Below are 24,328 nucleotides of genomic sequence, written 5' to 3' on the forward strand. Positions count from 1 at the left end.
TGAGGAGCCGCAGTTCGATCGAGGGACATAACCCCTCACCGGGATCGCATCTTTCGATGCGATCCGACCTCTCCCACGGGGAGAGTCAACCGAGTTCGCAGCGGCTAAGCGATTTTATAGCCAGAATTATCAGATCGAAAAACTAGTGCCGCAGCCGCAGGACGCGGTGGCGTTGGGGTTATGCACGCGAAATGACGCGCCAATCAGGTCGTCGACGAAATCGACCTCCGAGCCTGCCAGAAACGGCACCGAGGCCGAATCGACCAGCACCACTGCATTCTCGCGCTCGATCACGAGATCATCCTCGGCCCTGGCGCGGTCAACGTCGAATTTATACTGGAACCCGGAGCAGCCGCCGCCTTCCACCGAGATGCGCAACATGGCACCGGCGCCTTCGCCCTTCAGGATCTCGCCGATACGGCGGGCGGCGCGCTCGCTGATGGTCACGGCTGCTTTCATCTTCATATCTCTCTCGGCTCTCTGCGCGTCATGACCAATTCATTGGTATCCCGCGCCCGCCATAGTTAAGTACAGAGACCCAAGGAATCAAATGGATAGGGACTAAAAACCCGTGTCAGTCGGAATGGCTGCCCCCCGCGCGCTATATGCCTGCGATCCCGAGAAAAGCCGGGGGCGGCTTTATGACGAGCGGCCGAGCCGCACCCGCAGTGCCTTCCGCAGGGATTGCGACCGGGTGATTCACTCCACCGGATTCCGGCGGTTGAAGCATAAAACCCAGGTCTTCGTGTTCCACGAGGGCGATCATTACCGCACCAGGCTCACCCATTCCCTCGAGGTCGCCCAAATTGCCCGCGCGCTGGCCCGCCAGCTCGGCCTGGACGAGGATCTCACGGAGACGCTGGCACTGGCCCACGACCTCGGCCATCCGCCGTTCGGCCATGCCGGCGAGCGGGCGCTGGACGCCTGCCTGAAGGACCATGGCGGCTTCGACCATAACGCGCAGTCGCTCCGCGTCGTCACCGCGCTGGAGCACCGCTATCCCGGCTTCGATGGGCTCAATCTGACCTGGGAATCGCTGGAGGGCATCGTCAAGCACAACGGCCCACTGACTGCGCACGACGACACGCCGCTGCCGCGCTACCGCGAGCGCGGCATCCCGGTCGGGATCGCCGATTTCGTTAAAATCCTCGATCTCGAGCTCTGGAGCTTTGCCTCGCTGGAGGCACAGGTTGCAGCGGTTGCCGACGATATCGCCTATGATGCGCATGACATCGACGACGGCCTGCGCGCCGGGCTGTTCTCGATCGACGACCTCAGGTCGATGCCCGTGCCCGAGGCCATGATCGCTGCGATCGACCGCCGCTATCCCGGCCTCGATGCGGATCGCCGCGGCGCAGAGCTGGTGCGTGAGCTGATTTCCTATTTCATCAATGCGGTGGTGACGGAGGCCGAGCGGCTTTTGGCCGAAGTGAGGCCCGCTTCGGTCGATGAGGTCCGCAACGCCGGCCGGCAGCTGATCGCGTTCACGCCGGAGGTCGCAAGCACTGAGGCCGCCATCAAGGCCTTTCTTTGGGAGCACATGTACCGCCATGAGCGGGTGATGCGCATCATGGGGGATGCCGAGCGGATCGTCTTAGACCTCTTTGCCCGCTATGCGCAGGACCCCGATGATTTGCCTGAGGAATGGCGGGAAGGCACACGGGGCGTGACCGGCGCGGCCCGGGCGAGGCGGATCGGTAATTTCATTGCCGGCATGACCGATCGTTTCGCGCTGACCGAGCACCAAAGGCTTTTTGACTCGACACCGGATTTGCGTTAGGCGGCGGCCATGGCCGAGACCCCCGCAACCCCACATCTTTTCGCCGACATGCTCGCTCGCGTGCACGCAATTTGTGCTGCGCTGGCCAAGGAGGGGAATTGGCCTGAGGACATCGACTTCTCGCGTGTGGTGGTGGAACCGCCGCGCGAGACCAGCCATGGCGACATGGCGACCAATGCCGCGATGGTGCTGGCCAAGGAGGCGAAGAACAAGCCGCGGGAGCTCGCCGAGAAGATCGCCGCGCGGCTCTCCGCCGATCCGCTGGTCACCAGGGTCGACGTCGCCGGTCCCGGCTTCATCAATCTGACGCTGAAGCCGGAAGCCTGGGCCGATGCACTGCGCACCGTGCTGTCCGAGGGTGAGGCGTATGGCCGCAGCACGCCGCGCGGAGGCGCAAGAGTGAACGTCGAATATGTCTCGGCCAATCCGACCGGGCCGATGCATGTCGGCCATTGCCGGGGCGCGGTGTTTGGCGATGCGCTCTCCAATTTGCTCGCCTTCGGCGGTCACGATGTCACGCGCGAGTATTACATCAACGACGCCGGCGCCCAGGTCGATGTGCTCGGCCGCTCCGCTTTCCTGCGCTATCGCGAGGCGCTGGGCGAAACGATCAGCATTCCCGAAGGCCTCTATCCCGGCGACTATCTGAAGCCGGTCGGGCAGGCCCTGGCCGCCGAATATGGCGATCGCTTGCGCACGATGAGCGAAGCCGAATGGCTGCCGATCGCGCGCGACGAGGCGATCGCGATGATGATGGAGATGATCAAGGGCGATCTCGCCGCGCTCAACATCCATCACGACGTTTTCTTCTCCGAGCGCTCGCTTGTCTCCGGCGGCAGTAACAAGGTCGCCGAGACCATCGATTTCTTGCGCGAGCGCGGCGATGTCTATGAGGGCCGCCTGCCGCCGCCGAAGGGCGCGCCGGTGGAGGATTGGGAAGACCGCGAGCAGCTTCTGTTCCGCGCCACCGCTTACGGCGACGATGTCGATCGTCCGTTGATCAAGTCGGATGGTTCCTACACCTATTTCGCCTCCGACATCGCTAACCACAAGAGCAAGTTCGATCGCGGCTTTGCCGATCTGATCGACGTGTTCGGCGCCGACCATGGCGGCTACATCAAGCGCATGCAGGCAGCGGTGAAGGCTGTGACCGCCGGGCAGGCCGTGCTCGACGTCAAGATCGTGCAGCTCGTGAAGCTGCTCCGCAACGGCGAGCCGGTGAAGATGTCGAAGCGTTCAGGCGACTTCGTCACCTTGCGCGAGGTGGTCGACGAGGTCGGCCGCGACGCCGTGCGCTTCATGATGCTCTATCGCAAGAACGATGCGGTGCTGGATTTCGACCTCGCCAAGGTGATCGAGCAGTCGCGCGACAATCCGGTGTTCTATGTGCAGTACGGGCACGCTCGCGGCTACTCGATCTTCCGCAACGCGCGGGAGGTGGTTCCTGACCTGCCGGTGCGCCCCGAGGAGAGCGCCGCGCGCCTGGCCAATCTGGCCAAAGCGCCGGTCGAGCGGCTGACCGACTCGGCCGAGCTCAGCCTGCTCAAGCAGCTCGCGCTTTACCCCCGCACCGTCGAATCGGCGGCGGCCAGCCATGAGCCGCACCGAATTGCGTTTTACCTCTATGATTTAGCATCCGAGTTCCACGCGCTCTGGACGAAGGGGCGCGATTTGCCGTATTTACGCTTCATTATCCCTGATGATGCAGGGTTGACCATGGCACGGCTGGCCATGGTCCAGGGGGTCGTCTCGGTACTGGCATCGGGGCTTGCCATTTTGGGCGTCCACGCACCGGACGAAATGCGTTAGTTCTGGTGGAGTGCGCCCAGGTTGGGTTGGGCGACCGGTGGACGTATCACGACACAAGCCGGCCAGCATTTAGTTACGAGACGGGGGCGGCCTTCTCGAGGGAAATGCAGCATCACGATGGCTGATCGATATCAGGACAGAGCTTACGCAGGCCACAGTCGCAGCGGCGACCAACATGATTCTGACCGCGGCGAGAGCGATCCGTTGGCCGAACTCGCGCGGCTGATCGGTCAGACCGATTCGCTCGGCAATTTGGGCAAAGGCGGATCGGCACAGCAGCCTGTGCCGCGACACGAGCCGCACCAGCAGGACTACTACAGCGAAGACGATTACAGGCAGCCGGAACCGGAGCCGCCGCCTGTGCCTGCGGGGCCGCCTGCCTGGATGCAGCGCGCCAATATACGGCGCGATATGCCGCGTGAGGCACCGAGAGTGGTCGCGCGAGATAACCCGCGCGCTCTGCCGCCGGAGCCTGAGCCGGAACGCGATGACTACCGCAGCGCCGTACACCCGCTGCACCGCTATGCACAGCAGCCGCAGGTCGCGCCGCCGCAGCCGGACGATTATTACGACGAGCAGCCGGCCCATCAGCACCAAGCCTATCACCAGCAGGCTTATCAGCACGATCCACAGGCTTATGTGGAGGCCGAACAGGAAACCGATGCGTCGCGCTATGACGATGCGCTCTATGGCCAGATCGAGAACGGCGCACAGGACTTCCAGCGCGATCCGGCCTATCCGGACGACCCTTACGCCTATCAGGGCGAGTATGACGAGGAACTGGACGAGCCCCAAAAGCGCCGCGGCCTGCCGCTCAAGGTTGCCGCAGTTTTGGCGCTCGGCGTGTTTGGGGTGGCAGCGGCCTACGGCTACCACAGCTATGTCGGCTCGACCCGCTCCAGCGAGATCCCGATCATCAAGGCCGACAACAGTCCGACCAAGATCGTGCCCCAGCAATCGGATTCGGGCGCCAAGGTGCCGGACCGCATGGTGACGGGCGACGGCACAGAGAAGATGGTGTCGCGCGAGGAGCAGCCGGTCGACGTAAACTCCCGCAATGTCGGTCCGCGCGTGGTGTTTCCGCCCTTGAACCAGAACGCCAATCCGCCGCCGGTCGCGAGCGTGGCGCCGACCGCCATGCCGGCCGCGCCACCGCCTGGCTCGGCCGGGGCGGCTCCGGGCGGCACGTTGCCGAACGGCGAGCCGCGCAAGATCAAGACCTTTTCGGTGAAGGGCGACCAGCCCGATCCGTCCGCCTTGCCAGTCAACGCCCAGCCACAAGCTGCCCCGCCTGCGACGGCAGCCAAGAATGCGAAGGCGGCCCGGACGCCGCCCAGCCAGGCCAATGCCAGCGCCAACGGGCCGCTGTCGCTGTCGCCGCAGGGGCAGCCGGTGGAAACCGGCACCCAGATCGCCGCGACCAACCCGGCCCAGGTCGTGCCGAGCGCACCGGCGAGCGGTAGCGGCGGCTACTTGATCCAGGTCTCCTCGCAGCGAAGCGAAGCGGATGCACAGTCTTCGTTCCGGGCGCTGCAGAGCAAGTTCCCGACGGTCCTGGGCTCGCAGACGCCGGTGATCCGGCGCGCCGATCTGGGCGAGAAGGGCACCGTCTACCGCGCGATGGTAGGCCCATTCGGTTCACAGGAGGAGGCCGACCAGTTCTGCAACAACTACAGGAGCGCTGGCGGCCAGTGCTTAAGGGTGAAGAACTGACAGCCCTTTCTTGACCCCTCGATCCAGGGCGGGCTATTCGGCCTGATATGACCAAGGCCTTCATCACAGGAGTTGCCGGGCTCACGCTGAGCGACGACGAACGCGCCTTCATCGCGGCTGAGCGCCCTTGGGGATTCATCCTGTTCAAACGGAACATTGAAACCCCGGCTCAAGTTGTTTCGTTGATTGAGGAATTGCGTAAAGCTGCGGATGCGCCGGACGCTCCCGTGCTGGTCGACCAGGAAGGCGGCCGGGTGCAGCGCTTCGGGCCGCCGCATTGGCCGGTCTATCCGTCGGGGGCCGTATTCGGTCAGCTCTACGACATCGATTCGGCTTTGGGGCTGCGAGCGGCGCATTTGAGCGCGCGCCTGATCGCCGATGACCTGGCGAAGCTCGGCGTAACGGTGGACTGCCTGCCGCTCGCCGACGTGCCCGTCGCCGGCGCCGACGCGGTCATCGGCAACCGCGCCTACGGTACGGAGCCGGATAAGGTAGCGGGCATCGCCAGCGCTGTGACCGAGGGGCTGGAGGAGGGCGGTATTTTACCGGTCCTGAAGCATATTCCCGGCCATGGCCGGGCGACTGCGGACACCCATTTTCGCCTTCCGGTGGTCGATACGGGCAAAGACGAGCTCGAACGCACCGATTTTGCAGCGTTTCGGCCGCTCAACGACCTGCCGATGGCGATGACTGCACATGTTGTGTTTAGCGCCTTCGACCCCGCCCATCCGGCGACGACTTCTGCGACAATGATCGAACGGGTGATTCGCGGTGTAATCGGGTTCCAAGGTCTATTGATGAGTGACGACGTGTCCATGAATGCGCTGGCGGGATCGTTGGCCGAGCGGACGCGAGCTATTGTCGCCGCCGGCTGCGACATGGTCCTGCATTGCAATGGCAAGCTCAATGAGATGCGCGACGTGGCCGCCAACACGCCCGAACTGTCAGGCTTGGCGAAGACCCGCGCCGATGCTGCGCTTGCCGCGCGCCGTTCGCCAAAGCCGTTCGATCGAGGCAAAGCGTGGACTGAACTCGACGGACTGATCGTGCAAGCAGGAACGGCTGGCGTATGACTGCGGAAATCCTGTCCTTTGAAACCGGACGCCCTGCCGAGCTGTCCGACAGTGAACCGGCATTGGTGGTCGACGTCGAGGGCTATGAGGGGCCGCTCGATCTTCTGCTCGCGCTCGCGCGGCAGCAGAAGGTCGATCTCGCCAAGATCTCGATCCTGGCGCTCGCCGACCAGTATCTGCAGTTCATCGAAGCTGCGCGAAAGATCCGGCTTGAGCTAGCCGCCGACTATCTCGTCATGGCGGCTTGGCTAGCCTTCCTGAAATCACGGCTGCTTCTGCCGGAGCCGCCGTCCCAGGAGGGTCCGAGCGCCGAGGAAATGGCAACCGCGCTCGCCAACCGGCTGCGCCGGCTGGAAGCGATCCGCGAGGCGGCCAACCGGCTGATGAACCGGGCGCAATTGCAGCGCGACATCTTTCCGCGCGGCGAGCCGGAGCAGATCGCCGAGATTCGCCATCCCAAATATACCGCAACGCTCTACGATCTGTTGACCGCCTACGCCGCGCAGCGCCAGTCGCGCGTGCTGGCCTCGGTCCACCTTGCCAGACGCACAGTGTGGTCACTCGCGGAGGCGCGCGCCTCGTTGGAACGGCTGATCGGCCTGCCCGAATCCGAGGATTGGGGCTGCCTCGACGATTATCTGGTGCGCTATGTCGCCGAACCGTCGCAACGCGCCACCGTTTTTGCATCGAGCTTCGCAGCCGCGCTGGAACTGGTGCGTGAAGGCGAACTCGAACTGAACCAGAAACAGGCGTTCGCGCCGATCTACTTCCGTAAGCGCCCGCCACAGCCGCCGTCTGCGGCTCCTGCGGGCGATGTGACAGTCGAGTAGTTGAAGTGTTCGAAGAAGGAGACCCAGCCATGGCAAGCTTGGCGGAAAAACGCGAAGCCATCGCCGAGGAGCCGGCGGCGGCCGATCCGGCGGCGCGGCCGGAAGAATTGCGGCTGCTCGAAGCGCTGCTGTTCGCCTCCGCAGAACCACTCGACACCGCAACACTGGCAAAGCGCATGCCCGAGGGCGTTGACGTCAAGGCGGCTCTGGTCCAACTGCAAGCGGATTACGCGTCGCGCGGGGTCAATCTCGTCCGCATCGCCAACAAATGGACCTTTCGGACCGCCGGCGACCTTGCCTGGCTGATGACGCGGGAGAGCACCGAGACGCGGCGGCTGTCGCGCGCGGCGATCGAGGTCCTGGCGATCATCGCCTACCACCAGCCGGTGACGCGCGCCGAGATCGAGGAGATCCGTGGCGTCGTCACCTCCAAGGGGACCCTCGACGTGCTGCTGGAAACAGGCTGGATCCGTCCGCGTGGCCGGCGCAAGACGCCGGGGCGTCCTCTGACCTTCGGCACCACCGAGGGCTTCCTGGGGCAATTCAGCCTGGAGGCGCTCGGCGACCTGCCGGGCCTGGAGGAACTCAAGGGCACCGGCATGCTGGATACGCGGCTGCCGACCGGTTTCACCGTTCCAACGCCCTCGGATGACCCGACCTTGCGCGAGGACGAGGACCCGCTTGAGCCGGGCGATCTGGAACTCACGCTGGCGCCCACGCCGGACCCTGAGCCGGAATCGGGCGGCGAGAGCTAAGGCGAAGCACACGCCGACCTCGAACCGTCATTCTGTAGAGGCCGCAAAGCGGCTATCTCGACGGAGACGGCGCGACCGGGATCGTTCATCCTTCCGGGCCGGCTGCGCGCGCTTCAGGATGACAGGGCATCAAGGAAGCCGTTCCCGTAGATTAACGGTAGGCCAAATAGGTGAGCGTCAACCGCGATTTGACGTAGGCCAAGTCCTTGTTTTTGACATCCGCCAAGCCTACGTTTGCGGCAAGATCAGGCCATATCAGGCCATTTCGTGTTTTGGAGGTTGCAGGATGGGTTCACTTAGCATTTGGCACTGGATCGTGGTGATCGCAGTCGTCCTGCTGCTGTTCGGCCGCGGCAAGATTTCCGACCTGATGGGCGACGTCGCGCAGGGCATCAAGGCCTTCAAGAAGGGCATGCAGGACGACGACAAGGTCGCCGACAACAAGTCCGAGCCGGTGAAGAGCATCGATCACACCGCCTCGCAGGCACCGGCTGCGCGGTCGGACGTCGGCAGCAAGGCGGTCTAAAGGCCACCACGCGACCATAAGCCGGTCCCATCCTGTTCTGACGCAGGGCGCGAGACGGTTTCGCGTAAGCGGAAATATGAATGTTCGACATCGGGTGGAGTGAATTCGTCCTCATCGCGGTTGTCGCGCTGATTGCCATCGGCCCGAAGGAGCTGCCGGGCGTGTTGCGCACGGTTGGGCAATGGATGGGCAAGGCGCGCAAGATGGCCGCCGAATTTCAGAGCCAATTCCAGGAAGCCATGCGCGAAGCCGAGATGGCTGACCTGAAGAAGAGCTTTGACGACGTGCGAGAGGCGGCATCCGGCCTTTCCGGCGGCAATCTGATCTCGTCGCTGCAGAGGGACGTCACCAACTCGCTGCGCATCGACGACATCAACAAGCCGGCGGAGACACCTGCGGCGCCAGCGATCGAGCCGCCGGCGACGCCAACCGAGCCTGAAGCGCCGACGCCGCAGACGTTCGTGGAAGCCGAGACCCATGTGGCGGCCGAGCCGCTGGCTGTCGTCAGCGAGAATCAACCGGCGGCCGTTGCGGAGGAGATTGCGCCCACGCCTGACGGCCTCAAGGACGCCAAAGCGTCATGACCGACGCCGACATCGAAGCGAGCAAGGCCCCGCTGCTCGACCATCTGATCGAGCTGCGCGCGCGGCTGATCAAGTCGCTGCTCGGCTTTGGCATCGCTTTCATCTTCTGCTTCTTCTTCGCCAAGCAGATCTACAACGTGCTGGTCTGGCCCTTCGTCTGGGTGGCGGGGCCGGAGAATTCGAAATTCATCTACACCGCGCTGCTGGAATACTTCATCACCCAGCTCAAGCTCGCGCTGTTTGGTGCCGGCTTCATCTCGTTTCCAATCATTGCGACCCAGATCTATAAATTCGTGGCGCCCGGCCTGTACCGGCACGAGCGTAACGCTTTCCTGCCTTATCTGGTCGCAACCCCCGTGTTCTTCGTGATGGGGGCTGCGCTGGTCTATTTCGTGGTGCTGCCGATGCTGGTGCGCTTCTCGCTCGGCATGCAGCAGATGGCCGGACCCGAGACCGCGCAGATCGCGCTTTTGCCCAAGGTCGGCGAATATCTGTCGTTGATGATGTCCCTGATCTTTGCGTTCGGCATCGCCTTTCAGCTGCCCGTGATTCTGACCCTGCTCGGGCGCGTCGGCATCATCACCTCGAAAATGCTGCGCGAAAAGCGACGCTATTTCATCGTGATCGCCTTCGTGATCGCGGCTGTCCTGACCCCGCCCGACGTGCTGAGCCAATCTTCGCTGGCGATTCCCTTGCTCGCGCTCTACGAGGGCTCGATCATCGCGGTCAGCATCGTCGAGAAGAAGGCGGCGGCCGCCCAGGCCAGCTCCGCCAACCCGTCGGCGACGAATCCGGCGGAATAGGGCCGTCTAAATCACCCTGTCATACCCCGCCAAGGCGGGGTATCCAGTACCCGCACTCTATCTCGATTCAACCACCGCCTCTGGAATACTGGGTCGCCTCGCCTTCGCGGGCGATGACAGATGTGGTAGGGCGGCGGCGCCATAACCGTTCGGCACCCAGCCTGCAATTTGCGAGTGACGTCATGCACGACATCAAATGGATTCGCGAGAACCCGGACAGCTTCGATGCGGCGCTGAAGCGGCGCGGACTGGCGCCGTTGTCGCCGTCGCTGCTAGCCATCGACGAGAAGCGCCGGGCGGCAATCCTGTCCTCTGAGCAGACGTTGGCCCGGCGCAACGCGGCGTCCAAGGAAATTGGCGAGGCCAAGAAGGCCAAGGACGAGGCGCGCGCGGCTGCGTTGATGGAAGAGGTCGCTCGCCTCAAGACGAACTTGCCGGAGCTCGAGGCCACCGCCAAGGCCGCCGACGAAGAGCTGCGCGAGGCGCTTGCCGCTATTCCGAACCTTCCACTTGCCGAGGTGCCCGACGGCGTCGACGAGCACGGAAATATACAGCGTCACGTTTTCGGCAACCGCCGCAATTACGCGTTCGCGCCCAAGCCGCATGACGATCTCGGCACGTCGCTCGGCTTCATGGATTTCGAGAGCGCCGCAAAGCTGTCAGGCGCGCGCTTTGTCGTCTTGAGGAAGGGCCTGGCGCGGCTCGAGCGTGCCATCGGCCAGTTCATGCTGGATCTCCACACCAACGAGCACGGTTACACCGAGATCAATCCGCCGCTGCTGGTCCGCAACGAGGTGATGTTCGGCACCGGGCAGCTGCCGAAATTCGAGGACGACCAGTTCTGGGCCATCAAGGGCGAGCTGCTGGCAAACCCCGACGAGCGCCTGAAAACCGAGCGTCTTGGCCTGATCCCGACCGCCGAAGTCTCGCTCACCAATCTCGTGCGGGAATCTATCGTGGACGAAAAAGAGCTGCCGATGCGGCTGACCGCGCTCACGCCTTGCTTCCGCGCGGAAGCGGGCGCTGCAGGCCGGGATACTCGCGGCATGATCCGCCAGCACCAGTTCACCAAGGTCGAGCTGGTCTCGATCACCACGCCCGAGACCAGCAAGGACGAGCATGAGCGCATGCTCGCCTGCGCGGAAGAAGTGCTGCGCCAGCTCGATTTGCACTACCGGGTGATAACGCTGTGCACCGGCGATATGGGCTTCTCATCGCGGAAGACTTACGACATCGAGGTCTGGATGCCGGGGCAGGGCGACGGCGGTGCCTTCCGCGAAATCTCCAGCTGCTCGGTCTGCGGCGACTTCCAGGCCCGCCGCATGGATGCGCGCTATCGCGGCCCCGACGGCAAGCCGCGCTTTGTGCACACACTGAACGGCTCGGGCACGGCGGTCGGCCGCGCGTTGATTGCGGTCATGGAGACCTACCAGCAGGAAGGTGGCGCGATCGCCGTGCCGGACGTGCTGCAGTCCTACATGGGCGGCCTCAAGGTGATCTCGAAGGACGTCCAGTAAGAGCGTCTCGTCGCGTGAACGCCGTTCGTCTTGCAAATAGATGACGTCAACAAACACATTCGCGCGACGCGACGTGGCGGTTCGATCTCTCGTCATTGTGTTGATGGGAACCTGCAGCGGCTGTCAAATGTTACCGCTAAGGCCGCCAAAGGCCGTTTAGCAGTGTAACGGAGACAGTTAATGCGATCTATCAATGCCGCCGCAGCAGCGTCGCTCGCGCTCGCTTTTGCGGTTGGAAGCGCCGATGCGATGCCTGTGGATCACTCCATGCAAGGAGCTGCGTCCATGAATGTTGAGCAGGCGCAGTTCATCTCTGGCGGAAGAAACTATTGTTGGTACGACAGCGGCTGGCGCGGCCCCGGGTTTTACTGGTGCGGCTACGCTTGGCGCCGCGGCTTCGGTTGGGGCGGTGGGGCCGGATGGCACGGCTGGCACCGCGGCGGACCAGCACACGTGATCGTCAGGCCGGGGCACGGAAGGCCTGGAGGGCACGGTCCAGGAAGACCCGGTGGAGGCCATCATGACGGTGGACATTCGGGTGGGCACGGTCATCGCTGAGAGCCGACCACGACAGCGTTCAACAAGAGCCCGCCAGCGGAGTGGCGGGCTCAACGTTTGGATCGAAGTTAAGCGATAGTCTAGGCCCCCTTCAACGCAACTCATCGAGGAAGCAGGCGAGCAATCAGGTGTCGGGCCGCCTCCTTGGCACCTCGTTCGACAAGGTCTCGGTCGGCAGGCGGCGAAGAAATAATTCTGCCGCGATTATCTGCAAGACCTCCACGCGTTCTTTGTTGCGAACACCGATCTGCCCGTTATTTTCCGTTTCCGTTCTTGTGCAAGTTGTTTCTGAAAGCGGCTCGATGGCCCTCCATCGCGACATCTATTGGGTCGGCAGGCAATGGGCCGTCACCGGTTTTGGGATACAGGCGGTCGATCAGCGCCTCCAAGGCACCTTCGACATCGAATGCTCGCGGGTTTGGGACGAAGGCGCGCACGCACTCACACGCGCTCATGCCTGGGTCAACAAGGAAGATTTCGACAAGGCGGTGATGATCGCGCGGCGGCGCTTTCCCGAGCCTGCCGCGAAATCCCTGCCGCTGGTGGAGAGCGTGCTGGAGTTGATCCAGCAGCCGGCGCCGAGCGCCGTGCCGCAGCCGATGCCATCGCCTCGCGATGATCAAGCAGGCGCGCCGCGTGTGCAGACAGCAGCGTCGGAGCGATCGCAAACGCCATCACCGCCGCTGCAATTGCGCATGCAGGGCCAGCTTGCGCGGTTTGTGCCGCAATGGCGGGTCAGGCGATAGGATCAATTCCTGGGTGTCGCGCTGGAAAATCCCGGTGTCTGGTGGTTGCGATAGTAGCGCTGCAGGTCGGGTGGGATGGCGCCGATCCCGACCGGATAGCGCCGTCGCGCCGGCGCGCAGCCGGAATGGGTAATGACCATGCCATGGCCGCAACGGTGCCGGTGCGCGTCCTCGTCCTCGGCCCGCCTCGGCTGCACTGGCGGCGTTGTCGTTTCCGGTTCGGGCGCAGCCGCGGTCGTCGAGATCGCGAGGCATTTGCCGCTCTTCAGCACGGTCTGCTCCGGGCAGCGTTTAGGCACGCATTTGCCATTCACATATTCAAGCCCGTAGGTCTCGCCGGACATCACCACCTGGCCGGTGCAGAGGCAGATTCCGCTCACGGTCAATTCGCCACCGAGGCAATTGTCGGCGTGAGCCTTGACGCAGGTGCCGCCGTTGGCTGGGCTGCCGTCGATCGACATCAGATTGAAGCCGGACGGGCAGATACAGGCGCCGTCGGTGACCGTGCCGCCGGTGCAGACAATGGCGACGACGGGCTTGGGCGTGGCGGGCGCGACCGGTGGCGCTACCGGCGCTACCGGCGCGTCGGCAACGCAGGTCCCGCTCGTCGCATCAAGATGGGTCGAGGCCGCGCATTTGCACTGGCTGGAGAGGTTGCGCAGGCAGGGGTCGGTCGAGAGCTGCGGGGGAGGCGGAGGGGCAGGGGCAGGAGCAGCGGCAGGGGCCGGCGGTGGTGGCGTTGCGACCGGCTTCGCAACGCAGCGGCCGTTGCGCATCTCCTGCCAGGGAAAGCATTGCAGGTCGGAATCCTTATTCGCCTGCGCGCGGATCGGATTTGAACTGAAAAAGACCAGGAAAACGGCAATCGCGGCAGCGGCAAAACAGCGGGTCATCCCGAACCCCTCGCCAATCCACTCGATCAAATGCAGTGCAAAATAGTCCGGCCGAAGCCGGCTTCGCAATAAGCCAGTCTACCCAATTCTCGGGCTAAAAGCCGCTATTTTCCCTTTGTTTTTCCGGGTTTGCCTCGGAGCCAGTGAGCGGATAAGACGGCCACATAGGGCGACCAGAATCGTTTGAACAAGGGCTTATTGCGGCATGCGCATCCTCTGCACCAATGATGACGGCATTCATGCGCCTGGGCTGAAGGTCATTGAGGAGATTGCGCGCGCGCTCTCCGGTGACGTCTGGGTGGTGGCGCCGGAGCTCGACCAGTCGGGCGTGTCGCATTCGCTGTCGCTGAACGATCCCCTGCGGCTGCGCGAGGTGACGCCGCGCCATTTCGCGGTGCGCGGCACGCCGACCGATTGCGTCATCATGGGCGCGCGCCACGTCCTGCTGCCCAAGCTGCCCGACCTCGTGCTGTCGGGCGTCAACAGGGGCCGCAACGTCGCGGAAGACGTGGTCTATTCCGGCACCATCGCGGGCGCTCTCGAAGGGACCATTCTCGGCCTGCCGTCCTTCGCGCTGTCGCAGGAATTTTCCGTGGAGACACGCGACAAGCCGCTATGGAACACCGCGACGACATTCGCCCCCGACATCCTGCGCAAGGTGATCGCGGCGGGCGTGCCGAAGAACACGGTGATCAACATCAACTTCCCAGCCTGCGTGCCGGAGGAGGTGAAGGGCATCCGCGTCACCCGCCAGGGCAAGCGCAATCTCGGCTTTCTGAAGGTTGACCAGCGTCGCGACGGGCGCGGCAATCCCTATTTCTGGATCGGCTTCGAGCGCGCCGCGATGCTGGATGCGCCGGAGGAGGGGACCGATCTCGCAGCACTCGCCGCCCGCTACGTCTCGGTGACGCCGCTGCGGCTCGACCGCACCGACGAGGCGTTTTCCGAAGCACTGGGCAACGTGTTGAAGGAAGGTTGAAGGCCGCGGCGACGCCAGCAGCTTGATTGAGGTCAAGTTGCTGGCGGCCCTTCCGTCAGTCAAGACGTGAGGCATTAATAAAATACAGAGGCAGGCTTACGCAGGCCTTGTTGCTAGCTCTTGTTGCTAGCTCTTGTGGCAAGCGGGAATTGTTGGGCTTGCGTCATGCCTGCGTGCCGCGCAACGCACTGTCAATGGCCTTGCCCAGCGTTTCGACCTGAAATGGCTTCTGCAGCGCCGGACGATCACGATATTCTTCGGGAAGCCCCGAGGAGCCGTAACCAGTCGCGAAGATGAAGGGGCGGTTGCGTGCCTTGATCAAGTCGGCGACGGGCGAGATCACCTTGCCATTGACGTTCACGTCGAGGATGGCGAGGTCATAGTAGATGGTCTGCGCGAGCCGGATCGCCTCGTTGATTTCGCCGGCCTCTGCTGCGACGGTGTAGCCGAGCTCCTCCAGCATGTCGGCGACCATCATCCTGATCATAACCTCGTCCTCGACGAGGAGCACCGAGCCGCGCGGCGGCCGCGTCGCTGTCATGCTATTGATTCCCTGGCATTGGTCCGTTGCCCATCACGGCTCCGCCAAAAGATCTCTCGGAGCGGTCCTTTAGAGAAGCACTTTCGGGGAACGTTCGCAAATACCGATCGACGGTGCAACGCATTGGTGGTGCAAGCTGATTGATCGCAACGGTCTTCAACGCCAAGCTGTCCAAATGGTTCCGGCAGCGGAACACTGATTCGAGGGCAAACGCCTGTGCAATCATCGATTTTTATTGCATCGAGCTTCATCTGCGGTTGTCAGGATCCTTCGAAAGGTTGCGGAAAGCGAGACCTAATATGTCGGCGAAAGCGACCACTCCTCCGGAAAAAATGATGTTCCAGCTGACGCTGCGGCGGCGCGGCATCAGCGAGCAGGCGGTGCTGCGCGCCATGGAAGAGGTGCCGCGCGAAGCATTTGTCCAGGAGCGCGATCGGGCCGACGCCTATCGCGACAGCGCGCTCGGCATCGCTTGCGGTCAGACGATCAGCCAGCCCTTTGTGGTCGCCTATATGACCGAGCAGCTCAAGCTGACCAAAGCCCACCGCGTGCTCGAGATCGGCACCGGCTCCGGCTACCAGGCCGCGGTGCTGTCGCGCCTGGCCGCCCATGTTGTCACTATCGAGCGCTTCCGCACCCTTGCCGACTCTGCGCGGCGGCTGCTGGAGGCGCGTGGCTACCACAATGTCGAGGTGATGCTGGGTGACGGCTTTGCGGTGCCAGAGCAGCTCGGCCGGTTCGACCGCATCATCGTCACTGCGGCGATGACGGAATTGCCGGAGGAGCTGGTGCAGCGGCTGGAGCCCGCCGGCATCTTGATTGCCCCGGTCGGGCCCCACCATGGCGTGCAGACGCTGGTCCGCGTAGTCAGGACCGCGACCGGTTTCGACCGCAAGGAACTGGTCGATGTGCGCTTCGTGCCGGCGCTGCCCGGCATCGCCCAGCAGCTCTGATGGTCCGGTCGAAATCCGGATCGGTTGTGACGCCAACGTCTTATTGGAAGGGTTAAGCGGTTATTTACTGGGGCGGTGTTTACTCAAATCGGTATTTTGTTGCGTACGAGTGAGTAACCATGTCCCTAGTCGCCGAGTTGCTTTGCTCGCGCCGCGTGCCGCACGCCGCGGTGTTGGCGCTGGTCTCGTTCGCTTTTGCCGGCTGCAGCGCCGACACGTCGAGCCGATTTTCCCAGACCACGTTAGGCAATCCCTTTAACTATCAGCCCGAAGCCACCGGCTCCGTGCCATCAGCGGCGCCCGCGCCGCAGGTCGAGCGACAGGAGCTGCCGCAATATGCCCGCCCGCATCCCTACGCCTCCTCGGCCTCTGGCGCGCCACCCGTTGTCGCCGCGCCGCAGTCCTATCCGAGCGCCAATGCCGGCGTGTCCGGGGGCGGGCGGGGGATGGCCTCCTACACCCCGCCTGTCAATAATTACGCGCCGCCGGCCCAGCCGCATCTCGAAACGACCGGCAGCGTGCCGCCGCGCTCCGTCGCTGCTGCTCCACGCCCGGCCCATATCAAGATCATCGTCGGCACCAGCGACACGCTGGAGATAGTGGCGCACCGCTATCACGTCACGCCGGCTGCGATCATGGCGGCCAATGGCTACAAGGGACCGCGGACCTTGTCGCCGGGACAGTCGCTCTTGGTCCCACAGCCAGCCACGCCCGCAACAACCGCCGCGGCTCCAGTACCGGCCGCGCCAGTCGCCGCTTTGGCTCCGGCAACACCCGCGCGCCCGGCGACCAAGCCGGTCGCGGTTGCTGCTGCCCCCATGGCCGCCGCTACCATCCATGTGGTGAACCATGGCGATACGCTGCACAGCATCGCTCGTCGCTACCATGTGTCGGTTGGCGAACTCGCCCACGCCAACAATCTCGATACCGGCGCCAAGCTGAAGCTTGGCAGTCGCCTCAACGTACCGGGCAAGGTTGCCGCAACTGCTGTGGCCGCGGCGTCTGTCGCGGCGCCGCAGCTGGTAGCCGCAGCACCCGTGGTCGCGCCCAAGCTCGCGGCGGCGGCTGCGCCACAGCAGAGCGCGCGGCTCGCCCAGGCAAGTCCCGCAGCCGAGGACGGTGCGCCGGAACCCGCGATCAAGGCGAGCGAGGCCACCGGCGCGCTGCCGACCTTCCGCTGGCCGGTGCGCGGCAAGGTGATCGCAAGCTACGGCGCCAAGACCAACGGCAAGTCCAATGATGGCATCAACCTCGCGGTGCCCGAAGGGACGCCGGTCAAGGCCGCCGAAGACGGCGTGGTCGCCTATGCCGGCAACGAGCTCAAGGGATACGGCAACCTTGTCCTGGTGCGGCACGCCAACGGCTATGTCACCGCGTATGCCCATGCGAGTGAGCTGCTGGTGAAGCGCGGAGACACCATCAAGCGCGGCCAGGTCATTGCCAAGTCGGGTCAATCGGGGGAAGTGGCGTCGCCGCAGCTCCACTTCGAGATCCGCAAGGGATCGTCCCCGGTTGACCCGCTGCAATTCCTCAACGGGGCGTGAGACTTGCTCACGTCTCGCTAAGCTTCACGCCCAGTCGACCGGCGAGTTCCTGGATGAACTGCCAGGCCACGCGGCCCGAACGTGAGCCGCGGGTGGTTGCCCATTCCAGGGCCTCGCGTTCCAGCTCCTCGTCGGCGAGCTTGATACCGAAATGACCGCAATAGCCCCGCACCATGGCGAGATATTCGTCCTGGCTGCAGCGGTGGAAGCCGAGCCATAGGCCGAAGCGGTCGGACAGCGACACCTTCTCCTCGACCGCTTCGCCAGGGTTGATCGCCGTCGAGCGCTCATTCTCGATCATCTCGCGCGCAAGCAGGTGGCGGCGGTTGGAGGTGGCGTAGAGGATGACGTTGTCGGGCCGGCCCTCGATGCCGCCCTCCAGAACGGCCTTCAGCGACTTGTAGGACGCATCGTTGCCGTCGAAGGAGAGGTCGTCGCAGAACACGATGAAGTGGAATTGGGAGGCGCGCAGAAGCTCCATCAAGGAGGGCAGGCTCTCGATGTCCTCGCGGTGGATCTCGATCAGCTTCAGCCGGTCGGCCGGCTTGCGGTCGAGATTGATGCTGGCATGCGCGGCCTTCACCAGCGAGGATTTGCCCATGCCGCGGGCGCCCCACAGGAGCGCGTTGTTCGCCGGCAGCCCGTTGGCGAACCGCTCCGTATTCTCGATCAGGATGTCGCGCATCCGGTCGATGCCCTTGAGCAGCGTCAGTTCGACGCGGCTGACGCGCGGGACGGTGCTCAAGCGCCCGTCGGGGTGCCAGACAAAGGCGTCGGCTTCGGCAAAGGAGTATGGCTTCGGCGGCCTGGGCGTGTTGGCCGCGAGGTGGGCGCCAATGGCCTCCAGCGCTGCAGCGATCCTGGCGGAATGGTCGTCGGCGTCTCGGGCGGGGGCGCGCTTTGCCGCAGGTTTGGCGGACTTTTTCGCAACCGCCTTGCGGGCGGTCACAGTAGCGGTTTTGCGGGTCATTTTTGACATTCGTTATTTTCCTGACCGCGGAGGCTTTATCGAGCCTTTTCAAGGCCCGCAAGCGGCCCCAAATCAGGGGTGGGCGGCGTTGCAATTGGGACCGCGGCCGCTATAGTCCGCGCGAATTTCCCGGGACCGGCGCCTGCTGATAGGCCTTGCCGGCCCGTTGCCGTCCCATAAAGGATTAGGAACTCCCGATGCTGATTACCCCCGCCTATGCCCAGGCCGCGGCCGGCGGCGACACCAACAGCATGTTGATGTCGCTTTTGCCCTTCGCGCTGATCTTCGTGATCATGTACTTCCTGATCCTGCGCCCGCAGCAGAAGAAGGTTAAGGACCACAATGAGCTGGTCAAGAACATCCGCCGGGGCGACACCGTCGTCACCTCCGGCGGGCTGGTCGGCAAGGTGACCAAGGTCGTCGACGACGACCAGATCGAATTTGAAATCTCCGATGGCGTTCGCGTCCGGCAGATGCGCCAGATGATCTCCGGCGTACGCGCCAAGGGCGAACCGGCAAAGGGCGAGGCCAAGGACGAGGCGTCCGCGAGCTGATCGCGCGTCCCGGATTCCGCTTCTTAAAGAGAACCCCCGATGTTGTATTTCACGCGGTGGAAGGCGCTCGGCATCATCCTGACGGCGCTCGTGGTGTGCCTGTGCGCCGTGCCGAACTTCTTTCCTGAGGCCACCGTCAAGAACTGGCCGCTCTGGGCGCAGCGGCGCCTGGTGCTCGGGCTCGATCTGCAGGGCGGTTCCTATCTGCTGCTCGAGGTCGATTCCAACTATATAAAGAAGGAAAAGCTCGACCAGATCCGCGACGATGTGCGGCGGACTCTGCGCGATGCCAAGATCGGCTATACCGGCCTGGCCAGCAAGGGCGATGCGGTCGAGGTGCGGGTCAAGGATACCGATCTGCAGACGGCGCTGTCCAAGCTGCGCGACCTGTCGCAACCGCTCGGCGGCTTGCTCGGATCCAGCGGCCAGCGCTCGCTGGACATGATCGACGCCGGCGGCGGGCTGATCCGGCTGACGGTGCCGCCGGCTGCAATCAACGAGCGCATCCGCCAGACCATCGAGCAGTCGATCCAGATCGTGGAGCGCCGCGTCAACCAGCTCGGCACCGTCGAGCCGGTGATCCAGCGCCAGGGCACCGACCGCATCCTGGTGCAGGTGCCGGGCCTGCAGGACCCGACCCGGCTGAAGGACCTGCTTGGCAAGACGGCCAAAATGGAATTCCGCATGGTCGACACCAGCGTGTCGCCGGACCAGGCGCAGCAGGGCAACCTGCCGCCTGACTCCGAACTCCTGATGAGTGCGTCCTCCCCGAAGGTGCCCTATGTGGTCAAGAAGCAGGTGCTGGTGACCGGCGGCGATCTAACGGATGCGCAGACTGCGTTTGATCCGCGCACCGGCGAGCCGGTCGTCAGCTTCAAGTTCAATTCGTCCGGTTCGCGCAAGTTTGCGCTGGCGACCACCGAGAATGTCGGTCAGCCCTTCGCCATTATTCTCGACAACGAGGTCATCTCGGCGCCCGTGATCCGCGAGCCGATCACCGGCGGGCAGGGGCAGATCTCGGGCAATTTCACCGTTCAGTCCGCCAACGACCTGGCAATCCTGCTCCGCGCCGGTGCGCTGCCGGCGCCGCTGACGGTGATCGAGGAGCGAACCGTCGGTCCCGGCCTCGGCGCGGACTCGATCGCGAAGGGAGAGCTCGCGGCCTATGTCGGCGCGATCATGGTCATCGTGTTCATGCTGCTGACCTACCGGCTGTTCGGCCTGTTCGCCAACATCGCCGTCATGATCAACGTCGCCATGATCTTCGGCCTGCTGTCGCTGCTCAATGCGACACTCACCCTGCCGGGCATCGCCGGCATCGTACTCACGGTCGGCATCGCGGTCGACTCCAACGTGCTGATCTATGAGCGCATCCGCGAGGAACTGCGCGGCGGGCGCAACGCCATCTCGGCGATCGACGCCGGCTTCAAGCGGGCGCTGGCCACGATCCTGGACTCCAACATCACCACCTTCATCGCCGCCGCGGTGCTGTTCTATATCGGCACCGGCCCGGTGCGCGGCTTCGCCGTCACGCTCGGCATCGGCATTCTCACCACTGTTTTCACCGCCTTTACCCTGACCCGGCTGATCGTCGCCTGGTGGGTGCGCTGGAAGCGGCCACAAACCGTGCCGATCTAGGAAACGCGGCTGTGACTCACATCGTTCTGATCTCTCTCGGCGTTCTCATTGCCGTGCTGGCCGTCGTCAGCGCGCTCGGCATCCTGCCGCCCTTGCGCATTGTTCCCGACGACACGCATTTCGATTTCACCCAGTTCCGCCGCATCAGTTTTCCGATCTCGGCGATGTTGTCGATCATCGCGATCACGCTGTTCTTCACCCATGGGCTGAATTTCGGCATCGACTTCAAGGGCGGCACGCTGCTCGAGGTCCGCGCCAAATCGGGCACCGCCGACATTGCCGGCATGCGTGGGAGCCTAAGCACGCTCGGTCTCGGTGAAATCCAGCTGCAGCAGTTCGGCGGGCCGGACGAGGTCTTGATCCGTGTCGCGGAGCAGCCCGGCGGCGACGCCGCGCAGCAGGAGGCGGTGAACAAGGTGCGCGGCGCGCTTGGCGACACCGTCGACTACCGCCGCGTCGAGGTGGTTGGTCCTCGCGTCTCCGGCGAACTTCTGGCTTACGGCATGCTCGGCCTGATGCTCGCGATCATCTCGATCCTGGTCTATCTCTGGTTCCGCTTTGAGTGGCAGTTCGCGCTCGGCGCCATGATCGCCAACGTCCACGACATCGTGCTGACCATCGGCTTCATGTCGATCTCGCAGGTCGATTTCGACCTCACCAGCATCGCGGCGCTGCTGACCATTCTCGGCTATTCGCTCAACGATACGGTCGTGATCTACGACCGCATCAGGGAAATGCTGCGGCGCTACAAGAAAATGCCGATGCCACAGCTGTTGAACGAATCGATCAACTCGACGCTGTCGCGCTCGATCATCACCCATTTGACAGTCACGCTGGCCTTGCTCGCGCTCCTGTTGTTCGGCGGCCCCGCGATCCACAGCTTCACGGCAGTGATGATGTTCGGCGTCGTGCTGGTCGGTACCTACACCTCGATCTTCATCGCGGCTCCGATCCTGATCTATCTCGGTGTCGGCACCCAGCGTGCCGAGGCGCAGGACGCGCCCGCGAAAAAGGCGAGCGCGCCGGCGAAGAAATAAGGCCGGCATGGACCGAAAATGGCGCCTCCGGACTTGACCCCGAGGCGGGAAGCTCGTTCTTCGGATCCCATCATGGCTGACAGTTTCGACGCTCCCCATCTTCCGCGCTCGGCGGCCATCGACGCCTACGGCAATGGCGGCTTCGCCTTTGCCGGGATGTCGCATCGGGGCTCGCTGTTGTGTCTGCCGAATGCGGTGTGGGCGTGGGAGATCACAAAACCCGAGCAGATCGACAAATATTCGCTCGCGCGGGTGTTTGACGCGGCCAATTCCATCGACACCCTGATCATCGGCACCGGATCCGGGGTGTGGTTGCCGCCGCAGGATTTGCGCAACGCGCTGCGCGCGGTGCGGGTGGTGCTGGATACGATGCAGACCGGGCCGGCAATCCGTACCTACAACATCATGCTGGGCGAGCGGCGCCGTGTTGCGGCGGCGCTGATCGCGGTGCCATGACCGATAGGGCCTCCGACGACAGGGGAGCGGCGGCGTTCTGCGCCGATCTCGTTCGCACCCACGATTTTGCCCGCTATGCCGCAACGATCTTCGTGGCCGCCGAAGTACGTCGCGCGCTGCTCGCACTCTACGCCTTCAATGTCGAGGTCACGCGGGTGCGCGAACAGGTGACGCAGGCCTTGCCCGGCGAAATTCGTCTCCAATGGTGGAGCGACATGCTGGCGGGGCGCGCCCATGGCAGCGCCGAGGCCAATCCGGTCGCCGCCGAACTGATGAAGCTGATCCAGGTCGGCGAACTACCTGTCGAGACGCTGTCGCGCCTGATCGATGAGCACCAGTTCGATCTCTACAACGACCCGATGCCGACCATGGCCGCCCTGGAAGGCTACCTGAACGACACCGCATCGGCGCTGTTTGCGCTGGCAGCACGGATCGCCGGTGGCCCGCCATCGCCTGAGGTCGATCATCTGGCGCGCCACGCCGGTCTCGCGCAGGGCTTTGTCCGGGTGATCGCGACCCTGGCCTACGACGCCTCGCGCCGCCAGCTATTCCTGCCGCAGCAGGTGCTGGCGCAGCATGGCAGCGATCTCGAAGAGGTCTTCGCCGGCAAGCTCACGCCGCGCCTGCGCGCTGCGGCCGACCAGCTGCTTGCGGAGGCGCGCCGACACCTCGACACGGCCTATGACCTGCTTGCAGACGCGCCGAGGGAGGTGAGGCGGGTGTTTCTGCCGCTCGCCGTGGTGCGGCGCGATCTGAAACGGCTGTGCCGCGCCGATCATGATCCCTTCGCATCGCAACCGCCGTCGCGGCTCTCGACGCTCTGGACATTGTGGCGGGCGTCGCGATCGAGGCAGTTCAACGGGTAGCCCCCTCTGCGGCCGGAGCGGTGATCCACAGTCTGCCTCTCGGTTTTGCACTGTGAACAGGCAGACGCGACGGGGGACAACTCACACGCGCAACTGCCCGGCTGCAGTCCCGGCAACACGGCCCCCAATCAAATGCTTATGAGCCTTTTGGCGCTCTGGACGTTTCCAACCGTTGAGCGGTAGGCTGGCGAAAAGGCCGCTTAAAGCCGGCTCGCCACGGGAGGACTTCGCGATGCAGGAGTTGACGCCTGAGACCATTACGGGCGCCGTGCTCGATCAGATGGCGACGACGTCCGATCGGCGCATGAAGGAGGTCATGGCGGCCGCGGTCAGGCATCTGCATGATTTTGCCCGTGAGGTGAACCTGACCCCCGGGGAATGGATCAAGGGCATCGAATTCATGACCCTGGTCGGGAAGACGTGCACCCCGGCCCGGCAGGAGTTCATTCTGCTGTCGGACACGCTTGGCCTTTCGGCCCTGGTCAACGGGCTGCACGACAAGACCGCGATCGAGGAGGGGACGCATACGAGCCTGCTCGGCCCGTTCTACCGCGAGGCGTCGCCGACGCTTGCGCCCGGCAGCCAGATTGCAAGGCACGTGAAGCCCGGCACCGAATGCGTGCTCTACGGCAAGATCACGGACGTTCACGGCAAGCCGCTCGCGGGCGCAACCGTGTCGGTCTGGCAGACCAGCGCCGACGGCCTCTATGACATTCAGGAAGATGCGACAACGACCGATTATCGGGGCGTGTTCACCACGGACGCGAATGGCCTGTTCACAATCCGCACAGTGAAGCCGCGTGGGTACTCGATTCCCATGAATGGCCCGGTCGGGAGCATGGTGCGCGCGCAGGGGCGGCACGGCATGCGCCCGGCCCACATCCATTTCCTGGTCGGCGCGCCGGGCTATCGTGAGCTGGTCACGGCGCTGTATCTGCGCGACGACCCGCATCTTTCCGATGACGTCGTGTTCGGCTCCTCCGACGACCTTGCGGTCGACATCGTTCCTGACGATCCGAGCTGTCCCATCCCGGGCGTGCCGAGCATTCGCTTCGATTTGCGCCTGTCGCGCGAAGGCGAGGCGGACAAGACCAGCGGGCGCGTCGGTTCCGATCCGTCGGCCATCCTGAAGGAGAAAGCCGCGGCAAGCTGAGGCAGAGACGCCGTCAAAGGTCGAAACCAAACATCAAAAACACTATGGAG

General features: G+C 64.0%; 24 protein-coding genes. 20 read left to right on the forward strand and 4 right to left on the reverse strand.

The annotated features are described in order from the left end of the window. Positions 1–129 precede the first annotated feature (129 nt). Entirely contained in the window at positions 130–459 is a 330-nt protein-coding gene (gene erpA, locus A3AI_RS0128245; RefSeq protein WP_024518808.1) for an iron-sulfur cluster insertion protein ErpA, read from the reverse strand. 124 nt (positions 460–583) lie between these two features. On the opposite strand from erpA, the gene A3AI_RS0128250 reads away from it, so the two are divergent. The 11 genes from A3AI_RS0128250 (at position 584) to A3AI_RS0128300 (ending at position 12,694) form a co-directional block, all read left to right on the forward strand. Beyond that, positions 584–1,780: a deoxyguanosinetriphosphate triphosphohydrolase gene (locus A3AI_RS0128250; protein WP_036049839.1), complete on the forward strand. Its 1,197-nt coding sequence runs from the start codon at positions 584–586 to the stop codon at positions 1,778–1,780. Between the two features lie 9 nt (positions 1,781–1,789). Further along, positions 1,790–3,589 carry an arginine--tRNA ligase gene (argS, locus tag A3AI_RS0128255; RefSeq protein WP_024518810.1) on the forward strand — a complete coding sequence of 600 codons (1,800 nt, stop codon included), beginning with the start codon at positions 1,790–1,792 and terminating at the stop codon, positions 3,587–3,589. Between the two features lie 204 nt (positions 3,590–3,793). After that, a complete protein-coding gene (locus A3AI_RS0128260; RefSeq protein WP_349509705.1) occupies positions 3,794–5,302 on the forward strand; it encodes an SPOR domain-containing protein in 1,509 nt (502 codons plus the stop codon). A gap of 47 nt (positions 5,303–5,349) precedes the next feature. Further along, positions 5,350–6,375: a beta-N-acetylhexosaminidase gene (gene nagZ / locus A3AI_RS0128265; RefSeq protein ID WP_024518812.1), complete on the forward strand. Its 1,026-nt coding sequence runs from the start codon at positions 5,350–5,352 to the stop codon at positions 6,373–6,375. After that, positions 6,372–7,205, forward strand: a complete 834-nt coding sequence (locus A3AI_RS0128270) for a segregation and condensation protein A (RefSeq protein ID WP_024518813.1) — start codon at positions 6,372–6,374, stop codon at positions 7,203–7,205. The genes nagZ and A3AI_RS0128270 overlap by 4 nt, the downstream gene beginning before the upstream one ends. 29 nt (positions 7,206–7,234) lie before the next feature. Continuing rightward, positions 7,235–7,960, forward strand: coding sequence for an SMC-Scp complex subunit ScpB (gene scpB, locus A3AI_RS0128275; protein WP_024518814.1), 726 nt, complete (start codon positions 7,235–7,237; stop codon positions 7,958–7,960). Positions 7,961–8,246: 286 nt separating this feature from the next. Next, the gene (locus tag A3AI_RS0128280; protein ID WP_024518815.1) at positions 8,247–8,486 is read left to right on the forward strand and encodes a twin-arginine translocase TatA/TatE family subunit; all 240 of its coding nucleotides are present in this window, start codon (positions 8,247–8,249) and stop codon (positions 8,484–8,486) included. A gap of 80 nt (positions 8,487–8,566) precedes the next feature. Beyond that, positions 8,567–9,070 carry a Sec-independent protein translocase protein TatB gene (gene tatB, locus A3AI_RS0128285; RefSeq protein WP_024518816.1) on the forward strand — a complete coding sequence of 168 codons (504 nt, stop codon included), beginning with the start codon at positions 8,567–8,569 and terminating at the stop codon, positions 9,068–9,070. After that, positions 9,067–9,873, forward strand: a complete 807-nt coding sequence (gene tatC, locus A3AI_RS0128290; RefSeq protein ID WP_024518817.1) for a twin-arginine translocase subunit TatC — start codon at positions 9,067–9,069, stop codon at positions 9,871–9,873. The genes tatB and tatC overlap by 4 nt, the downstream gene beginning before the upstream one ends. Before the next feature lie 182 nt (positions 9,874–10,055). Next, entirely contained in the window at positions 10,056–11,390 is a 1,335-nt protein-coding gene (gene serS, locus A3AI_RS0128295; RefSeq protein WP_024518818.1) for a serine--tRNA ligase, read from the forward strand. 860 nt (positions 11,391–12,250) lie between these two features. Further along, positions 12,251–12,694, forward strand: coding sequence for a hypothetical protein (locus tag A3AI_RS0128300; protein WP_024518819.1), 444 nt, complete (start codon positions 12,251–12,253; stop codon positions 12,692–12,694). Between the two features lie 2 nt (positions 12,695–12,696). On the opposite strand, the gene A3AI_RS0128305 is transcribed toward A3AI_RS0128300, so the two are convergent. Then, on the reverse strand, positions 12,697–13,587 hold the full coding sequence (locus A3AI_RS0128305; protein ID WP_156927978.1) for a hypothetical protein: 891 nt from the start codon (positions 13,585–13,587) through the stop codon (positions 12,697–12,699). A gap of 205 nt (positions 13,588–13,792) precedes the next feature. Here A3AI_RS0128305 and surE point away from each other — a divergent pair, with 205 nt between their 5' ends. Then, entirely contained in the window at positions 13,793–14,566 is a 774-nt protein-coding gene (gene surE / locus A3AI_RS0128310) for a 5'/3'-nucleotidase SurE (RefSeq protein WP_024518821.1), read from the forward strand. A gap of 163 nt (positions 14,567–14,729) precedes the next feature. On the opposite strand, the gene A3AI_RS0128315 is transcribed toward surE, so the two are convergent. Next, the gene (locus A3AI_RS0128315; RefSeq protein ID WP_024518822.1) at positions 14,730–15,107 is read right to left on the reverse strand and encodes a response regulator; all 378 of its coding nucleotides are present in this window, start codon (positions 15,105–15,107) and stop codon (positions 14,730–14,732) included. Between the two features lie 299 nt (positions 15,108–15,406). On the opposite strand from A3AI_RS0128315, the gene A3AI_RS0128320 reads away from it, so the two are divergent. After that, positions 15,407–16,060: a protein-L-isoaspartate(D-aspartate) O-methyltransferase gene (locus A3AI_RS0128320; RefSeq protein ID WP_024518823.1), complete on the forward strand. Its 654-nt coding sequence runs from the start codon at positions 15,407–15,409 to the stop codon at positions 16,058–16,060. 119 nt (positions 16,061–16,179) lie between these two features. Next, positions 16,180–17,604, forward strand: coding sequence for a LysM peptidoglycan-binding domain-containing M23 family metallopeptidase (locus A3AI_RS0128325; protein ID WP_024518824.1), 1,425 nt, complete (start codon positions 16,180–16,182; stop codon positions 17,602–17,604). Between the two features lie 7 nt (positions 17,605–17,611). On the opposite strand, the gene A3AI_RS0128330 is transcribed toward A3AI_RS0128325, so the two are convergent. Beyond that, positions 17,612–18,574, reverse strand: a complete 963-nt coding sequence (locus tag A3AI_RS0128330) for an ATP-binding protein (protein ID WP_051382526.1) — start codon at positions 18,572–18,574, stop codon at positions 17,612–17,614. 197 nt (positions 18,575–18,771) lie between these two features. Between A3AI_RS0128330 and yajC the strand changes: the two genes are divergently transcribed. The 6 genes from yajC to A3AI_RS0128360 all read left to right on the forward strand — a co-directional run bounded on the left by yajC (position 18,772) and on the right by A3AI_RS0128360 (position 24,278). Then, a complete protein-coding gene (gene yajC / locus A3AI_RS0128335; protein ID WP_024518826.1) occupies positions 18,772–19,128 on the forward strand; it encodes a preprotein translocase subunit YajC in 357 nt (118 codons plus the stop codon). A gap of 39 nt (positions 19,129–19,167) precedes the next feature. Further along, entirely contained in the window at positions 19,168–20,766 is a 1,599-nt protein-coding gene (secD, locus tag A3AI_RS0128340) for a protein translocase subunit SecD (RefSeq protein ID WP_024518827.1), read from the forward strand. 11 nt (positions 20,767–20,777) lie between these two features. Continuing rightward, complete coding sequence (gene secF, locus A3AI_RS0128345; RefSeq protein ID WP_024518828.1) at positions 20,778–21,803, forward strand: protein translocase subunit SecF; 1,026 nt, start codon at positions 20,778–20,780, stop codon at positions 21,801–21,803. Positions 21,804–21,875: 72 nt separating this feature from the next. Then, positions 21,876–22,259, forward strand: a complete 384-nt coding sequence (locus A3AI_RS0128350; protein ID WP_084801039.1) for an Mth938-like domain-containing protein — start codon at positions 21,876–21,878, stop codon at positions 22,257–22,259. Continuing rightward, on the forward strand, positions 22,256–23,125 hold the full coding sequence (locus tag A3AI_RS0128355; protein WP_024518830.1) for a phytoene/squalene synthase family protein: 870 nt from the start codon (positions 22,256–22,258) through the stop codon (positions 23,123–23,125). The genes A3AI_RS0128350 and A3AI_RS0128355 overlap by 4 nt, the downstream gene beginning before the upstream one ends. Before the next feature lie 232 nt (positions 23,126–23,357). Further along, positions 23,358–24,278 (forward strand): dioxygenase family protein, encoded by a 921-nt coding sequence (locus tag A3AI_RS0128360; RefSeq protein ID WP_024518831.1) that lies wholly within the window; start codon positions 23,358–23,360, stop codon positions 24,276–24,278. Positions 24,279–24,328 lie beyond the last annotated feature (50 nt).

Origin of the sequence: Bradyrhizobium sp. Tv2a-2, assembly GCF_000472425.1 — a bacterium.
Classification (GTDB): domain Bacteria; phylum Pseudomonadota; class Alphaproteobacteria; order Rhizobiales; family Xanthobacteraceae; genus Bradyrhizobium.

Excerpts from the sequence above, each read along its gene's own strand:
- erpA (WP_024518808.1), bottom strand. The coding sequence starts at position 459 with ATGAAAGCAGCCGTGACCATCAGCGAGCGCGCCGCCCGCCGTATCGGC.
- A3AI_RS0128250 (WP_036049839.1), top strand. The coding sequence starts at position 584 with ATGGCTGCCCCCCGCGCGCTATATGCCTGCGATCCCGAGAAAAGCCGG.
- argS (WP_024518810.1), top strand. The coding sequence starts at position 1,790 with ATGGCCGAGACCCCCGCAACCCCACATCTTTTCGCCGACATGCTCGCT.
- nagZ (WP_024518812.1), top strand. The coding sequence starts at position 5,350 with ATGACCAAGGCCTTCATCACAGGAGTTGCCGGGCTCACGCTGAGCGAC.
- A3AI_RS0128270 (WP_024518813.1), top strand. The coding sequence starts at position 6,372 with ATGACTGCGGAAATCCTGTCCTTTGAAACCGGACGCCCTGCCGAGCTG.
- scpB (WP_024518814.1), top strand. The coding sequence starts at position 7,235 with ATGGCAAGCTTGGCGGAAAAACGCGAAGCCATCGCCGAGGAGCCGGCG.
- A3AI_RS0128280 (WP_024518815.1), top strand. The coding sequence starts at position 8,247 with ATGGGTTCACTTAGCATTTGGCACTGGATCGTGGTGATCGCAGTCGTC.
- tatB (WP_024518816.1), top strand. The coding sequence starts at position 8,567 with ATGTTCGACATCGGGTGGAGTGAATTCGTCCTCATCGCGGTTGTCGCG.
- tatC (WP_024518817.1), top strand. The coding sequence starts at position 9,067 with ATGACCGACGCCGACATCGAAGCGAGCAAGGCCCCGCTGCTCGACCAT.
- serS (WP_024518818.1), top strand. The coding sequence starts at position 10,056 with ATGCACGACATCAAATGGATTCGCGAGAACCCGGACAGCTTCGATGCG.
- A3AI_RS0128300 (WP_024518819.1), top strand. The coding sequence starts at position 12,251 with ATGGCCCTCCATCGCGACATCTATTGGGTCGGCAGGCAATGGGCCGTC.
- A3AI_RS0128305 (WP_156927978.1), bottom strand. The coding sequence starts at position 13,587 with ATGACCCGCTGTTTTGCCGCTGCCGCGATTGCCGTTTTCCTGGTCTTT.
- surE (WP_024518821.1), top strand. The coding sequence starts at position 13,793 with ATGCGCATCCTCTGCACCAATGATGACGGCATTCATGCGCCTGGGCTG.
- A3AI_RS0128315 (WP_024518822.1), bottom strand. The coding sequence starts at position 15,107 with ATGACAGCGACGCGGCCGCCGCGCGGCTCGGTGCTCCTCGTCGAGGAC.
- A3AI_RS0128320 (WP_024518823.1), top strand. The coding sequence starts at position 15,407 with ATGTCGGCGAAAGCGACCACTCCTCCGGAAAAAATGATGTTCCAGCTG.
- A3AI_RS0128325 (WP_024518824.1), top strand. The coding sequence starts at position 16,180 with ATGTCCCTAGTCGCCGAGTTGCTTTGCTCGCGCCGCGTGCCGCACGCC.
- A3AI_RS0128330 (WP_051382526.1), bottom strand. The coding sequence starts at position 18,574 with ATGACCCGCAAAACCGCTACTGTGACCGCCCGCAAGGCGGTTGCGAAA.
- yajC (WP_024518826.1), top strand. The coding sequence starts at position 18,772 with ATGCTGATTACCCCCGCCTATGCCCAGGCCGCGGCCGGCGGCGACACC.
- secD (WP_024518827.1), top strand. The coding sequence starts at position 19,168 with ATGTTGTATTTCACGCGGTGGAAGGCGCTCGGCATCATCCTGACGGCG.
- A3AI_RS0128350 (WP_084801039.1), top strand. The coding sequence starts at position 21,876 with ATGGCTGACAGTTTCGACGCTCCCCATCTTCCGCGCTCGGCGGCCATC.
- A3AI_RS0128355 (WP_024518830.1), top strand. The coding sequence starts at position 22,256 with ATGACCGATAGGGCCTCCGACGACAGGGGAGCGGCGGCGTTCTGCGCC.
- A3AI_RS0128360 (WP_024518831.1), top strand. The coding sequence starts at position 23,358 with ATGCAGGAGTTGACGCCTGAGACCATTACGGGCGCCGTGCTCGATCAG.